A 13,986-nucleotide genomic window follows, 5' to 3' on the forward strand; every position below is an offset into this window, starting at 1 on the left:
ACCATCCCTGAGATCAGCAAAATTTAACCGACTTTCTTAAGCGCGGCGGTAAGGAGCCGGCGCTACTGTTTCCCCATAACGAGGCCGGGAAAACTGGCCCGGAGAGAACCGGACACCGGCTCTCAGGAGACAGACAGGAAGGCGCTCGATGAACGTGAATACTGGACTGAAGCCAGTCTGGGCGGGACGCAACATGCGTCTCGACCCATTCCGCTTGCCGCAGGTGGTGAGCTACGCGACACGCGACGATTATGGCGACGTGACCTTCACCATCGACCAGCGTGGCGCCGTGATCCGCCGCCTGCTCGAGATGAGCGGCCTGCCGGCGATCATTGTGCTGCCCGCCAATGCATTTCGCGGTGTCGCCGCTCGTGCGATGGAGGATCCGGAAGGCAATGTCACGGTGACCCTGGAACTACTGCACAACGATCCGATGTTGTCGGTGCCGCTGCTGGTGGCCGACGATCTCGAAGACGTCGCCGCCGACTGGCGCGCCTGGGCCGATGCCTACCGTTTGCCGATGCTGTTGATCGAATCCGACGGCGTCGCCCGCACCCTGGAAGAATCGCTCGGCGCCGCCATCAAGACATTGCCGCCGCAGGACCGCCGCAAGGGCCGTGTCTCGACCATGCGCCGCCCGCGCTTCCTTGCCCGCCGCAGGGCTGGTGACCTCGGCCTCAGGCTGGTCATCGACGGCCAGGAGATCATTGCGCGGGAGTGAGCGTCATTCGGGTTCCGGATCGTCGAGACACTGAGGCCGCTGTGCAGCAGGCTCGGTGGCGTCCACAAACGTGCCGCCGATCGGCCAAGGAGATTAGGCAGCCGCCTAGTAACGCCGCGACACCGCACGAAGACCAGAATGTCACGGCCGGAGGTGCTCTTATCGCACAGAGCCGCAAAAATCGGACATTTGTCGTGTTCAAGTGAGACTGCCGCAAGGACGTTAAGGTCCTGTCTCATTTTCGCGGTTTTCTGTACAAATGGTCTTATGTCGATTTCAGATGCGATCTACCGTCGATTTGAGACTTTAATCCAGCCGCTCGATATTCCTTACCAGCCGCTGCCAGCAACAGGGCCGGTGGCGGTTCTCTTGCACTTCATTTGGATGTTCCGGGGTGTGCTGATCGCGCTCGCCTTTTCTTCCATGGCAATCGAGACGATCAACCTGACGATCGTCTGGGGACTTTCCATCATCGTCGATGGCGTGACACAACAGGGTGCTTCTGCCTTCCTGCACAACGAATGGCCGCTCCTGACTTTCCTCGGTCTTCTGATCTTTCCGGCGATGCCGGTTGCCTCTTTCCTACTGAACACTCTCAACTCACATACGCTTGGCGTCGCCATGCCGGCCGCCATCCAGTGGCAGGGTCACAAGGCAGTTGAGCGACAGGATATCGCGTTTTTCCACGACCTCTTTGCTGGGCAGGTCGCCTCGCGCCTGTCGCAGGTAGCCTCGGCCGTCCAGCAGCAGATCATTGCCGCCTTTCAGTTCATACCGCGTTTCCTGCTGCAGATGGCCGGCTCCGTCGTCCTGCTGACCACCCTTTCCTGGCAACTCGCCCTGCCGGTCATTGTTTGGATCGCACTCAACGTGGCGATTGCCGTCAGGATGGCGCCGATATTTGTCGAACGCTCGCGCAAAACCGCTAAGCAACGCAGCCTGGTAGCGGGCGCTATCACCGATCTCTACACCAACATGCAAATGATCAAGCAATTCGCGGCGGAGGACAGCGAAGCCGGCGCCGTACGCCGCATCATCCTGAAGGCCGTCCACACTCAGCATATGGAACAACGCATCTATCGCACATCGGAAGTGACAGTCGTGGCGCTGAACATGATGCTCTGGCTGGCGATGCTCTCGATTGGCCTCTCAGGCCTCGTCAAGGGCTTCATCACGATCGGACAGTTCGTCGGCGCGGTTTATATTCTCCAACGATTGTCGGCACATACGTTTACCTTTCTGCAGATGGGCCAACAGATTTTCCAGGCTGTAGGCACCATCAAGGACGCTATGCCCGTTCTCACGACCCCGCCTACGATTACCGACCAGCCGGAAGCGGCGGAACTGGCGGTCAACGAAGGGGAGATCCGTTTCGAAGGCGTCTGCTTCGCATACAGGCCCAGCAAGCCCGTCATCGACAACCTGTCGCTGACGATCCAGCCCGGCGAGAAGGTCGCCCTGGTCGGTCTTTCCGGCGCGGGCAAGACCACGCTGGTAAGCTTGTTGCTGCGCTTCTACGACGTCGGGGAAGGTACGATCTCCATCGATGGACAAGACATCCGCCTGGTTACGCAAGCGAGCCTCCGTCGCGCGATCGGCGTGATCGCTCAGGACGTGGCGCTGCTGCACCGTTCGGTCGGCGACAATATCCGCTATGGTCGGCCCGATGCGACCCAGGGCGAAATCGAGCAGGCGGCGCAGATTGCGAAAGCCGACGCCTTCATTGCCGATCTCAGCGACGGCGAGGGGCGCAAAGGTTATGGCGCCTTTGTCGGCGACCGTGGCATCAAGCTCTCCGGAGGTCAGCGGCAGCGCATCGCCATCGCGCGCGTGCTGCTCAAGGATGCGCCGCTCCTGGTGCTGGACGAAGCCACCTCTGCCCTCGACAGCGAATCCGAAGCCGCCATTCAGGAACGGCTCAGTCTGGTGATGGAAGGAAAGACGGTGATCGCCATCGCCCACCGGCTGTCAACCATTGCCAGCATGGACCGCATTGTCGTGCTCGATCACGGGCGCATCGTGGAAGAAGGCAGGCTGGATGAACTCATCGAACATGGCGGCCTGTTTGCCCGTCTCTGGAAGCGCCAGATTGGCGGGTTTATTCCTGAAGAAATCACCTGACCGCACCGGAAGCCGCATTGTCCGCGGCATGACTTGGCATAGCTCTATCGCGCAACCAGGTTCTCAAGCCAATGGCTACACCAGCGGCTTCAGCGCCACCCAGAGCGCACCGCCGATCAGGCCGAGGAAGATCAGCCAGCCGACCTGGTTGTTCGACCGGAACAGCCGCAGGCATTGGTCCGGATCGTCGATATCCAGCACCGCGATCTGCCGGGCCATATGGGCACCGGCCGCTATCAAGCCAGCCAGTGCCACCACCGGGGCCTGCGCCGAGGCGAAGGCGATGGCGAAGCAGATCAGCGTACCGCCATAAAGCCCAGCGAGCCACGCTTTGGTGTTGTCGCCGAACAGCCGCGCCGTCGAACGCACGCCGACAATGGCGTCGTCTTCCTTGTCCTGGTGCGCATAGATCGTGTCGTAGCCGATCACCCACAGGATCGAACCGATATAGAGCATGATGGCGGGACCATCGAGATCACCGAACTCGACCGCCCATCCCATCAGCGCGCCCCAGGAAAACGCAAAACCGAGAAACAGTTGCGGCCAGTTGGTTATCCGCTTCATGAATGGGTAGACGGCCACGATCGCCAGCGAGCAGACGCCGAGCAGGATGGCGAAGCTGTTGAACTGCAGGAGTACCGCCAGGCCGACCAGGGCCTGCAGGACAAGAAACAGCCAGGCCCGCCGGCGCGTGGTCTGGCCGGATGGCAGCGGGCGTGAGCGGGTGCGTTCGACCTGGTTGTCGATGTCCTCGTCGACAATGTCGTTATAGGTGCAGCCGGCGCCACGCATGGCAATGGCGCCAATCAGGAACAGCACGAGATAGAGTGGCGCCGGCAGCAGCGAAAGCAGCGGGTCGCCAGGCCGGGGATAGGCGCTCGCCGCCAGTGCGGCCGACCACCAGCATGGCCACAAAAGCAACTGCCAGCCGATCGGCCTGTCCCACCGTGCAAGCTGTGCATAGGGCCAGATCGCGCGCGGCAGCACGCGGTAGACCCAATGGCGGTTCGGCGCATCGGAGACGCGGCCCTGGGACGCTTTCGACTGGACAGGTTCCATTGGCATGGAGTGGCAGCAGCGGCGGAAACCGTCAAGCGGCAAGCAGGGCAGGAGCGTCCGTCCGCCCGTCAGGCGGTGAAGATGTCGCGTGTGGAAAACCAGACTTTTGCCACCTCGATGAAAGCCAGCGCCGCATTCGATACGCGCTGATGCGTATCGTGGGTCAGGATGATGCGCTGCATGGGCAGCGGATCCGACAGCGGTTTGCAGACGAGGCGCAAGCCGTCATAGCTGTGGTCGCCATGCGGGCGGGTATAGCTGACCGCGACGCCGAAGCCGTTCGCCACCATGCTGCGCTGGAGTTCGAACGAGCTTGAGCGCATGTCGGCGACGGGTGACAGGCCACGGCCGCGGAACAGGTCAAGCATATGCTGCCAGCTATGCGGCTGGTCGGTGGTGATCAGCGGGTAGGCGGCGAGATCCGCCAGGCTGACCTCGGGGCGGTCCGCCAGCGCATGGCCCGCCGGCAACAGCGCATGCGGCCGCAGCTCGTGCAGCAGGATGCGGGCGAAATGCGACGGCAGGCCGAGATCGTAGCTGAGGCCGAGATCGACGGCGGCGTCCGCCAGGCGTCGCCCGAGCGTCTCGAACGTCTCGTCGCGGACGATGACGGCGACCGCTGGATGGCGTTCGGAGAAGGCGCGGATGAGGCCCGGCGCGAAATAGGGCGCCAGATCCTCGAAGCAACCGAGCACCAGCTCGCCGCCGATCGCCGAGTTGACCTTTCCCAGGGCAAGGAGTTTGTCTGTCTCGGCAAGAACCTGCTTTGCCTTTGCCACGGCGGCACGACCGAAGGAGGTCAGCGAGACACCGCTTCCACGCTGGCGCACGAACAGTTTCTGGCCGAAATCCTTTTCGATGGCATCGATCGCCACCGAAATAGACGGTTGGGAAATGTTGAGCGCCCGGGCCGCGCCCGTGACGCTGCCAAGGCGGGCGACGGCGACGAGATAGCGTAGCTGGGCGAGCGTCAGACTCATAGTTCAAACCTATGTGTCGGATGAGAAGTTATTATTTTACTGAATGAGCGGCCGTTGCGATAGTCGCATCGATCCTGAAAGGAGGACAACATGGCTTCCCAACCCGCTCCACCGGCAATGGACACCGAAATCATCGATCCGCGGACAATCGCCGACTACCAGAGCGACGGCGCGGTCTGTGTCCGCGGCGCCTTCAAGGGCTGGGTCGACACGATCGCCGCCGGCATCGAGCGCAACATGCAGAACCGCAGCGCCACGGCGTCCGACATTGCCAATGGCCGCGGCAGCTTTTTCGACGATTACTGCAATTGGGAGCGCATCCCCGAATTCGTCAAGGTGGTGCGCGAATCGCCCGCGGCGCGACTGGCAGCCGCGGTGATGCAGTCGCGCACCGCGCAGTTCTTCCACGACCATGTCCTGGTCAAGGAACCTGGCACGCAGAAGCCGACGCCGTGGCACCAGGACATTCCCTATTATTTCGTCGACGGCCAGCAGACGGTGAGCTTCTGGATCCCTATCGATCCGGTGAAGGAGGCGACGCTGCGTCTGATCGCCGGCTCGCACAAATGGGACAAGATGATCCTGCCGGTACGCTGGCTGGACGACGGCAATTTCTACGCCGCCGAGGGTGATTATCGTCCGGTGCCCGATCCCGACAACGATCCATCGATGAAAGTTATCGAGTGGGAAATGGAGCCGGGCGACGCAATCCTGTTCGACTTCAGGACGGCGCACGGCGCGCGTGGCAATATGACCGCGGCCCGGCGCCGGGCGCTGTCGCTGCGCTGGGTCGGCGACGATGCCCATTATGTCGAGCGGCCGGGCCGCACTTCGCCGCCCTATCACGGTCATGGCATGCAGCCGGGGCAGAAGCTGCGCGAGGACTGGTTCCCGGTGGTCCATCAGGGCTGAACGAGAGCCAGAATAGGGGGCGCCGGTGGCCTGCGCCCCCTATTCGGCAGGCATAGCGTTCCCGTGCGCAATTCAGATCAATCCACCTGATGCCTTGACCCGTCGTCCAGAGAGCAATAGCGGGTTGTTTTCTCTATGGGATAGTCGGCATCATGAGGTGGCCATGAACGTTCTTCTTCTCGGCTCCGGCGGCCGCGAACATGCGCTGGCCTGGAAGATCGCCGCTTCACCGCTGCTGACCAAGCTCTACGCGGCGCCCGGCAATCCGGGCATCGGCGCCGAGGCCGAACTGGTGAAGCTCGATATCGCCGATCATGCCGCCGTAGCCGCCTTCTGCCGCGAGAAAAAAATCGATCTCGTCGTGGTCGGTCCGGAAGGGCCGCTGGTGGCCGGTATCGCCGATGATCTGCGCGCCGAAAACATTCGCGTCTTCGGGCCTTCGAAGGCCGCCGCGCGGTTGGAAGGCTCGAAGGGTTTCACCAAGGATCTCTGCGCCCGCTACAACATCCCGACCGCCGCCTATGGCCGGTTCGGCGATCTGGCCTCCGCCAAGGCCTATGTCGAGAAGATGGGTGCGCCGATCGTCATCAAGGCCGACGGGCTCGCAGCCGGCAAGGGTGTCACCGTCGCCATGACGATGGATGAAGCACAGGCGGCACTCGCTTCCTGCTTCGACGGGTCCTTCGGCGCCGCCGGCGCGGAGGTGGTGATCGAGGAATTCATGACCGGCGAGGAGGCGAGTTTCTTCTGCCTCTGCGACGGCACAACGGCGCTTCCCTTCGGCACCGCGCAGGACCACAAGCGCGTCGGCGACGGTGATGTCGGTCCCAACACCGGCGGCATGGGCGCCTATTCGCCGGCCCCGGTGATGACGCCTGACATGATCGAGCGCACCATGCGCGAGATCATCGACCCGACCATGCGCGGCATGGCCGATCTCGGCGCGCCTTTCGCCGGCATTCTGTTCGCCGGGCTGATGATCACGGAAAACGGGCCGAAGCTGATCGAATACAACACCCGCTTCGGCGATCCTGAATGCCAGGTGCTGATGATGCGGCTGAAGGACGATCTTCTGGTGCTGCTCAATGCCGCCGTCGACGGCCAGCTTGCGCATACCTCCGTACGCTGGCGCGACGAGGCGGCGCTGACCGTCGTGATGGCGGCGAGGGGCTATCCCGGCACGCCGGAGAAAGGCTCCGTCATCCGCGGCGTCGAGGACGCCGCCGGTGAAGGCGTCGAGATTTTCCATGCCGGAACAGCCATCAACGGCGGCGCGCTGGTTGCCAATGGCGGCCGTGTGCTCAACGTCACGGCGACCGGCGCCACCGTTGGCGAGGCGCAGGCGCGGGCCTATGCCGCGCTCGACCGGATCGACTGGCCGGATGGGTTCTGTCGCCGCGACATCGGCTGGCAGGCCGTGGCACGCGAGCAGGCAGGCTGAAGCTCCGACCGGGTGGCGGTTACCGCTGGCCGCGGTCGAGGGTTGTCGAAGCGGTGCTGACCGGGTCGGCGGCCGCTGCGAAGGCGGCGTCGAGTTGCTCGGGTGAACGCCGCCCGGCCCGCTTCCAGGCGACATATTGGACAATACCGAACCCCGGCCGTCGCGGCACCGTCTTCACGACAGGCATGCGGAACCCGTCGCGGAATTTCGACCAGCGCGAACCGAGCACGGCGGCCATTTCCTCGAATGTCGGCGGCGTCGCCACATCGGCATAGATGATGGTCGCTTTGCCGGCCAGGGCAGCTTCCCGCGAGAGCGGCACCGGCACGCTGGCAAGATAATCGGGAGGCACGTCGATCAGGCCGCCGAAAGGCCATTGCTGACGCAGCGTGACGGCATCCGTGGGCGCCACGTTGACGTCGATGTTGTCGGGCGTGCCGGCAACCCTGTAGGGGCAACGGAAGCGCCCGCAATTGGCCTGCGCCGAAAACTGCCAGAGCGCGTAGCCCTGCCAGTTGCCCATCGGAAAATGCACGTCGATGTCAGGCTTATAGCGCGCGTACCACAGAGGCAGCCGCGACAGGAGCCGGTATTTGTAGCGGTTGTCGGCGATATATTGGGCGGTCTTGCCATTGGTGTAGAGCACCGGGAAGCGGCCGACGCGCCGATGCACCTGGCGCGCGAACTCCTCGGCGTCATCGAGCGACATCCATTGCGAGGGATCGTTGCCCTCGAGGTCGAGAGCCATGAGATCATCCGGCGCGGGGTCGGCGAAATCGAGGAAATTGTTGGCCTGCTCGACCGGATTGCCGGGACGGGCGAGATGATAGGCGCCCCATTTCATGCCGAGCGTCTTGGCCACGACCCTGCGTGTCTGGAACAATTCGCGCGTCACCGCGTGGCGTTTCCACAGCGCCTTGCACAGCTTCACGTCGGTGTCGCCGCCGAAACAGAAGTAGGGCGGCGGCATGCCGTCGGACGCCTTGTTGATGAAGGCGACGATGCGTTTGTCGGTGGCAAGCCGGGCCCAGTCGATGGAATTGTACTCGTAGGCATCGACCACCAGAGCACGGTCGGCACTCTTCCACGGCTCGGAAAAGTCCGAAGCCTTTGCCGCCATCGACAGCGCCATTGTCGCCGCAAGAGCGAGAAGCGCTGTGCGGCGAAGGAAACACGCCGTCCTTTTCAAACAGGGAATCCCCGTTGATCAAAGCAATCCTGGACCGCTATGGTTAAGGATTTACTTCGGAAATGGCCAGGATCGACGCGGTCCTTGGCAGATAGCTGGCAAGCGCGAAATTTACCGGGAATCCACGACCAGCCGTTTGTAAGCATTGGCGGCTGAGCGTAGCGCTTCATTCGGTTCGGGCGGCGGATTCACAATCGCCTACGCCAAGGCGATCTGATCCTCGATTGAGAGGCGCATGGCTGCGGCCTCGTCAGGCGGGCAGCGCTGACCGGGGCCGCGCAATAACGGCCTGCTTGTTTGGCATCATGTCTCCTCTAGCCCAACTTTCACCGCTGGCTGAACGGCTGAGATTCGAACGGGTCCGGCGCGGGCTCTTGCTGCAGTGTCCCTTCGGCGGCGCGTTTGTGGTGGTGGGCAAGCGAGCATCGCGGCGAGCACAATATGCCGCGATCAGACCAGTAGGCGGCACCGTTTGCCACGTCGCCGTGATAGTAGGAAAATCCCGCTGCCCGATAGGGTAAGCCGCATTCAACACAGCGATAGGCGTCGGGTCTGGCAAGCATTGGAATGTTCCGGTCGGCTGGTTTTCAGTCGCCGTTCGATTTGATCCGGCATCCGTCGAATTTAGTATAGGCCGGCCCGATTGCAAAATCCGCGTGACAAATTTTGACGTTTACGTAAAAAGAAAATGGGAGACCGCCCAAAGGCGGATGGTTTTGCGGCGGCACTGGCTCTAGGGTCGGCAAGGCCGGTGCATCAGGAGGATCGAGCAGCATGTATCGGGCACCGGTCGAGGATATTGCGTTCACCCTGAAGCACGTCGCCGGCATGAAATCGGCCATCGATGCCGGTGCGTTCGGCGATCTCGGCGAGGATCTGGTCGATGCCGTCCTTGGCGAAGCTGGCCGCTTCGCCACCGAGGAAGTGGCACCCCTTTATAAGATCGGCGACGAACACGGCGCCGTGTTGAAGGACGCGGTCGTCACCACCCCGCCGGGCTGGAAGGAACTCTATCGCCGCTGGATCGAAGGCGGCTGGAACGCGCTCTCCGGGCCGGAAGAGTATGGCGGTCAGGCGCTGCCGACGATGCTCGGCGTCGCCGCGCTCGAAATGTGGAATTCGGCCGCCATGGCCTTCGGCATCGGTCCGACGCTGACCATGGGCGCGGTCGAAGCGCTTGACAAGCACGCCTCTGGGGACCTCAAGGCCAAATATCTCGCAAAGCTCGTCTCCGGCGAATGGATGGGCACGATGAACTTGACCGAGCCGCAGGCCGGATCGGACCTCGCCGCCCTGCGTAGCCGCGCCGCGCCGGCCGGCGACGGCACCTACCGCATCTTCGGCCAGAAGATATTCATCACCTATGGCGAGCACGATTTCACCGACAACATCGTCCACCTGGTGCTGGCGCGGCTGCCCGATGCACCGGCCGGAACGCGCGGCATCTCGCTGTTCCTGGTGCCGAAATTCCTGGTCGGCGACGACGGTTCGCTGGGTGCGCGCAACGACGTCTTCTGTTCCGGGCTCGAGCACAAGCTCGGCATCCATGCCTCGCCGACCTGCACCATGATCTATGGCGACGGTTTCCAGGGTGCCCAACCCGGCGCCATCGGCTGGCTGATCGGTGAGGAGAACAAGGGCCTCGCCTGCATGTTCACCATGATGAACAATGCGCGGCTTTGCGTCGGCATGCAGGGCGTCGCTGTCGCGGAAGCCGCGACCCAGAAAGCGATCGCCTATGCCAATGAGCGCCGTCAGGGCAAGGCGGCAGGCTTTGGTGGCGCCGGCATGGCGCCGATCGTCCATCACCCGGACGTGCAGCGCAATCTCCTGACCATGAAGGCGCTGACACAGATCGCCCGCGCCATCAGCTATTCCTGCGCCCACGCCATCGATCTCGCGCGCGCAACGTCCGATGACGAGGCGGCGCATTGGCGCGACCGTGCCAATCTCTTGACGCCGCTCGCCAAGGCCTTTTCCACCGATGTCGGCGTAGAGGTCGCCTCGCTTGGCGTCCAGGTGCATGGCGGCATGGGCTTCATCGAGGAAACGGGTGCGGCAGCCCTCTATCGCGACGCGCGCATCGCGCCGATCTATGAGGGCACCAACGGCATCCAGGCGATCGATCTGGTGATGCGCAAGCTGCCGCTTGGTGGCGGCGAGCACGTGCATGGCTATATCGACGAACTGGCTGGTATCGCCAATGCGGTACGAACGTCGAACCTCGAAGGGTTTGGCCGCACCGCTGATGCTCTCGATCAGGCGCTCTCCGATTTGACGCAAGCAACGCGCTTCCTGCAGAAATTGTCGGCCGACGGCCGGACGGAGGAGGCGCTGGCGGGTGCGACGCCTTATCTCAGGCTGATCTCGCTTGCCGCCGGCGGCGCCTATCTGGCGCGGGCCGCTCTTGCCGACCAGGGCCGCATCGCGCTTTGCCGCTTCTTCGCCGAAAACCTGCTTGGCGAAGTCAGCGCTTTGAAGGAGCGCGTCATCGGCGGCGCCGAAAGCCTGGCTGCTGCCGGCAAGGCACTGATTTCCGCCTGACCTTCACAAGGAAAAGACCGTGACAGACCACATCCTCGTCGAGCGCCAGGGCGCCATCCAGATCATCCGCATGAACCGCCCGGACAAGAAGAACGCCCTGACGCGCGCCATGTATGCGAAGATGTCGGCGGCCCTTGCCGAAGGCGACTGCGATCCGGCGGTCCGCGTTCATGTCTTTCTCGGTGTGCCCGGCGCCTTCTCATCCGGCAACGACCTTGCCGATTTCATGGTTATGGCCACCGGCGGCGATGGTGGCACGGAAGTCTGGGATTTCCTGCTGGCGTTGGCCCGGGTCGAAAAACCCATCGTTTCTGGCGTCGACGGCATCGCGGTCGGCATCGGCACCACGATCAACCTGCATTGCGATCTGACCTTCGCCACGCCACGCACCGTGTTCCGCACGCCCTTCGTCGATCTCGGCCTCGTGCCGGAGGCTGGATCGAGCCTTTTGGCGCCGCGCATCCTGGGTCAGCAAGCTGCGTTTGCGCTGCTTGCCCTCGGCGAAGGCTTCTCGGCCGAGCGCGCGAAGGCCGCTGGACTGATCTACGAGGTGGTCGAGGAGGGCGCTCTGGAGGCCTCGGTCCTCTCGGCCGCCGGCCAGATCGCGGCCAAGCCCCCGCAGGCTCTCAAGATCGCGCGCGACCTGATGCGCGGCTCACGCGACGATCTGGTTGCCCGCATCGGGGTGGAGAGCGAGCATTTCCGTGAGCGGCTGAAATCCGATGAGGCGCGCGCGGCCCTCACGGCATTCATGACCAGGAAAAAGGGCTGAACCTTACCCTTTCAGGGATAAAGCCTCGTCTTGCTCCACCCACCATCGGCGTCGCGTGAGAAGACCACTCGGTCATGCAGCCGGAACGGCCTGTCGTGCCAGAATTCGATCGTCTTCGGCACGATGCGGAAGCCCGACCAGTGCTTGGGCCGTGGAATCTCGCCGATAGCGTAGCGCGCTGTGTATTCCGCGACGGCCTTTTCCAGGGCAAAGCGGCTTTCCAGCGGCCGCGACTGCTTCGAGGCCCAGGCGCCGATGCGGCTGCCGCGTGGCCGCGTCGCGTAATAGCTGTCGGCCTCGGCGTCGCTGACGACTTCCACCGGACCGCGAATGCGGACCTGGCGGCGCAGCGATTTCCAGTGGAAACACATCGCCGCCTTCATGCTGCCTAGAATCTCCTGGCCCTTGGCGCTTTCGAAATTCGTGTAGAACACAAAGCCGCTTTCATCGAACCCCTTGAGCAGCACCATCCGTACGTCCGGCATGCCCTCGGCATCGACGGTCGCCAGCGCCACGCCGTTGGCATCGTTGATTTCGCTCTTGGTGGCGTCGTCCAGCCATGCGGCAAAGAGGCGAAACGGCTCGGCCGCTTCGGTAAAGTCACTGGTTATTAACGCTGTGTCACTCATAGTTTTTCTCAAATTGTCACGAGATCAGGGAGGTTGCCGATTGTCGCGTATCGCGCAAGCTTTTGACAGCAGGCAATGGGGCGTTATCGCTTCAGCCAGCGCGAAAGCGGCGATCGTGGCAATCGCCCTGCCGCTTGCTGGCTGCGGTGCGGGCGGCTTCAGCCTGGACAAGGCCGAAGTCGACCGATCGATCCTGACCAGCAGCACATCGGCTTCGGCCAAGCCGGCCGATTCGGATCGCGACTCCGACCAGACGACGATCGGCAATGCGGTATCCTCCGCCGACATCGAGCAACTCAGTGGCCAGGCCGTGCCTTGGGCGAATGCCGGCACCGGCTCGCGCGGCTCCATCACGGAACTGGCGGAATTGAAGGACAGCGGCCAGACCTGCCGCCGCTTCAGGGCTTCGCGCGAGAGCTTTGACGGTGTTGCCATGTTCGAGGGCGAACTCTGTCTTGCCAGCGCCGGCGGCTGGCGCATGCAGGGCTTCAAGGCACTCTGATTTTCCGGCCTTGATATGACGCTCCGCTACTGGAATTTCTTCCTATGCGAGCGCATATAGGAGGCAAGTATGGACTCACTCCTTTTCCAGGGCAGGAAGCATGCGCGACCCCTATGAGGTGCTGGGCGTTGCAAAGAACGCATCGGCCAAGGACATAAAATCGGCGTACCGGAAACTCGCCAAGAAGCATCATCCGGACCAGAATCCGAATGATCCCAAGGCGAAGGACCGTTTTGCCGCGGCCAATCAGGCCTATGAGGTCATCGGCGACGAGAAGAACCGTGCCGCTTTCGATCGTGGCGAGATCGATGCCGACGGCAAGCCGCGTTTCCAGGGTTTTGAAGGTGCGGCCGGCGGCGGCGACCCCTTTGCCGGGTTTCGCCGCCAGCAACAGGGCGCCGGCGGCTCGCGATTCGAGTTCCGCTCGGGCCGCCCCGGTGGCGATCCGTTCGACGGCAACAGCGACATCTTCAGCCAGATTTTCGGCGATGCCTTTTCAGGCGCGCGCGGGCCAGGCGCAGGCGACCGCCGCCAGCCGGCGACATCAGCTGACCTGAACGTCACGCTCGACGTCACCATCGAGGAAGCTGCGAATGCTGAAAAGGTCACGGCGATGTTCCCGGACGGCCGCAAGGTGGCGGTCAAGCTGCCGGCCTATGTCGAGGATGGCCAGACCATCCGGTTGAAAGGCCAGGGCGAGCAGGGACCGGGCCAGCCCGGCGACGCACTGGTCAAGATCCACATCCGCCGCCATCCGCGCTACCGCATCGAGGGTCGCGACCTGCACGCCGATCTGCCGGTTTCGCTGGCCGATGCGGTGCTGGGCGCCAAGGTGCCGGTCGAGACGCCGACCGGCAGGCTCGCTGTCAACGTTCCCGCCTGGTCGAGTTCCGACAAGGTCCTGCGGCTCAAGGGCAGGGGCTTGCCCGAGAAAGCCGGCGGCCATGGCGACCTCTACGCCCATGTGCGTATCATGCTGCCGGAAGGCGGCGACAGCGCGCTGGAATCGCTGTTGCGCGGCCAAAAAGGCTGATCAAGAGCTTTTGTCCCCCGAACTGTCCGGTTTGAACGCTTGAAGGGGCTGTGTGCCTGTGCGATAGGCACTCCACAAAGCAG

Annotated in this window: 13 protein-coding genes; 8 read left to right on the top strand and 5 right to left on the bottom strand. The window is 63.2% G+C overall.

Features of this window, described 5'->3' with window-relative positions; genetic code table 11:
* Positions 1-154: 154 nt before the first annotated feature.
* Together O7A70_RS17890 and O7A70_RS17895 are read left to right on the top strand one after the other, a co-directional pair.
* Positions 155-721, top strand: coding sequence for a DUF6101 family protein (locus O7A70_RS17890; RefSeq protein WP_149904078.1), 567 nt, complete (start codon positions 155-157; stop codon positions 719-721).
* Between the two features lie 267 nt (positions 722-988).
* A complete protein-coding gene (locus tag O7A70_RS17895) occupies positions 989-2,842 on the top strand; it encodes an ABC transporter ATP-binding protein (protein WP_337141560.1) in 1,854 nt (617 codons plus the stop codon).
* A gap of 75 nt (positions 2,843-2,917) precedes the next feature.
* Here O7A70_RS17895 and ubiA read toward each other — a convergent pair whose 3' ends face one another.
* Together ubiA and O7A70_RS17905 are read right to left on the bottom strand one after the other, a co-directional pair.
* On the bottom strand, positions 2,918-3,901 hold the full coding sequence (ubiA, locus tag O7A70_RS17900) for a 4-hydroxybenzoate octaprenyltransferase (protein WP_027142327.1): 984 nt from the start codon (positions 3,899-3,901) through the stop codon (positions 2,918-2,920).
* Positions 3,902-3,969: 68 nt separating this feature from the next.
* Positions 3,970-4,881: a LysR family transcriptional regulator gene (locus O7A70_RS17905; RefSeq protein ID WP_337141561.1), complete on the bottom strand. Its 912-nt coding sequence runs from the start codon at positions 4,879-4,881 to the stop codon at positions 3,970-3,972.
* Between the two features lie 90 nt (positions 4,882-4,971).
* Here O7A70_RS17905 and O7A70_RS17910 point away from each other — a divergent pair, with 90 nt between their 5' ends.
* Both O7A70_RS17910 and purD read left to right on the top strand, forming a co-directional pair.
* Entirely contained in the window at positions 4,972-5,793 is an 822-nt protein-coding gene (locus tag O7A70_RS17910; RefSeq protein WP_337141562.1) for a phytanoyl-CoA dioxygenase family protein, read from the top strand.
* 163 nt (positions 5,794-5,956) lie between these two features.
* Positions 5,957-7,234: a phosphoribosylamine--glycine ligase gene (gene purD / locus O7A70_RS17915; protein WP_337141563.1), complete on the top strand. Its 1,278-nt coding sequence runs from the start codon at positions 5,957-5,959 to the stop codon at positions 7,232-7,234.
* A 19-nt stretch (positions 7,235-7,253) separates the two neighbouring features.
* Here purD and O7A70_RS17920 read toward each other — a convergent pair whose 3' ends face one another.
* Both O7A70_RS17920 and O7A70_RS17925 read right to left on the bottom strand, forming a co-directional pair.
* The gene (locus O7A70_RS17920; RefSeq protein ID WP_337141564.1) at positions 7,254-8,366 is read right to left on the bottom strand and encodes a glycoside hydrolase family 25 protein; all 1,113 of its coding nucleotides are present in this window, start codon (positions 8,364-8,366) and stop codon (positions 7,254-7,256) included.
* Between the two features lie 383 nt (positions 8,367-8,749).
* Positions 8,750-8,986, bottom strand: coding sequence for a hypothetical protein (locus tag O7A70_RS17925; RefSeq protein ID WP_337141566.1), 237 nt, complete (start codon positions 8,984-8,986; stop codon positions 8,750-8,752).
* 211 nt (positions 8,987-9,197) lie between these two features.
* Here O7A70_RS17925 and O7A70_RS17930 point away from each other — a divergent pair, with 211 nt between their 5' ends.
* Both O7A70_RS17930 and O7A70_RS17935 read left to right on the top strand, forming a co-directional pair.
* On the top strand, positions 9,198-10,967 hold the full coding sequence (locus tag O7A70_RS17930; protein WP_337141567.1) for an acyl-CoA dehydrogenase family protein: 1,770 nt from the start codon (positions 9,198-9,200) through the stop codon (positions 10,965-10,967).
* 19 nt (positions 10,968-10,986) lie between these two features.
* On the top strand, positions 10,987-11,739 hold the full coding sequence (locus tag O7A70_RS17935; RefSeq protein WP_337141569.1) for a crotonase/enoyl-CoA hydratase family protein: 753 nt from the start codon (positions 10,987-10,989) through the stop codon (positions 11,737-11,739).
* 11 nt (positions 11,740-11,750) lie between these two features.
* Here O7A70_RS17935 and pdxH read toward each other — a convergent pair whose 3' ends face one another.
* Positions 11,751-12,368 carry a pyridoxamine 5'-phosphate oxidase gene (gene pdxH, locus O7A70_RS17940; RefSeq protein WP_337141571.1) on the bottom strand — a complete coding sequence of 206 codons (618 nt, stop codon included), beginning with the start codon at positions 12,366-12,368 and terminating at the stop codon, positions 11,751-11,753.
* A 40-nt stretch (positions 12,369-12,408) separates the two neighbouring features.
* On the opposite strand from pdxH, the gene O7A70_RS17945 reads away from it, so the two are divergent.
* Positions 12,409-12,870 carry an RT0821/Lpp0805 family surface protein gene (locus tag O7A70_RS17945; protein ID WP_140507832.1) on the top strand — a complete coding sequence of 154 codons (462 nt, stop codon included), beginning with the start codon at positions 12,409-12,411 and terminating at the stop codon, positions 12,868-12,870.
* A 100-nt stretch (positions 12,871-12,970) separates the two neighbouring features.
* Entirely contained in the window at positions 12,971-13,903 is a 933-nt protein-coding gene (locus O7A70_RS17950; protein WP_027142336.1) for a DnaJ C-terminal domain-containing protein, read from the top strand.
* Positions 13,904-13,986: the final 83 nt, after the last annotated feature.

Origin of the sequence: Mesorhizobium sp. Cs1299R1N1 (assembly GCF_037179655.1) — a bacterium.
GTDB lineage: Bacteria > Pseudomonadota > Alphaproteobacteria > Rhizobiales > Rhizobiaceae > Mesorhizobium > Mesorhizobium salmacidum.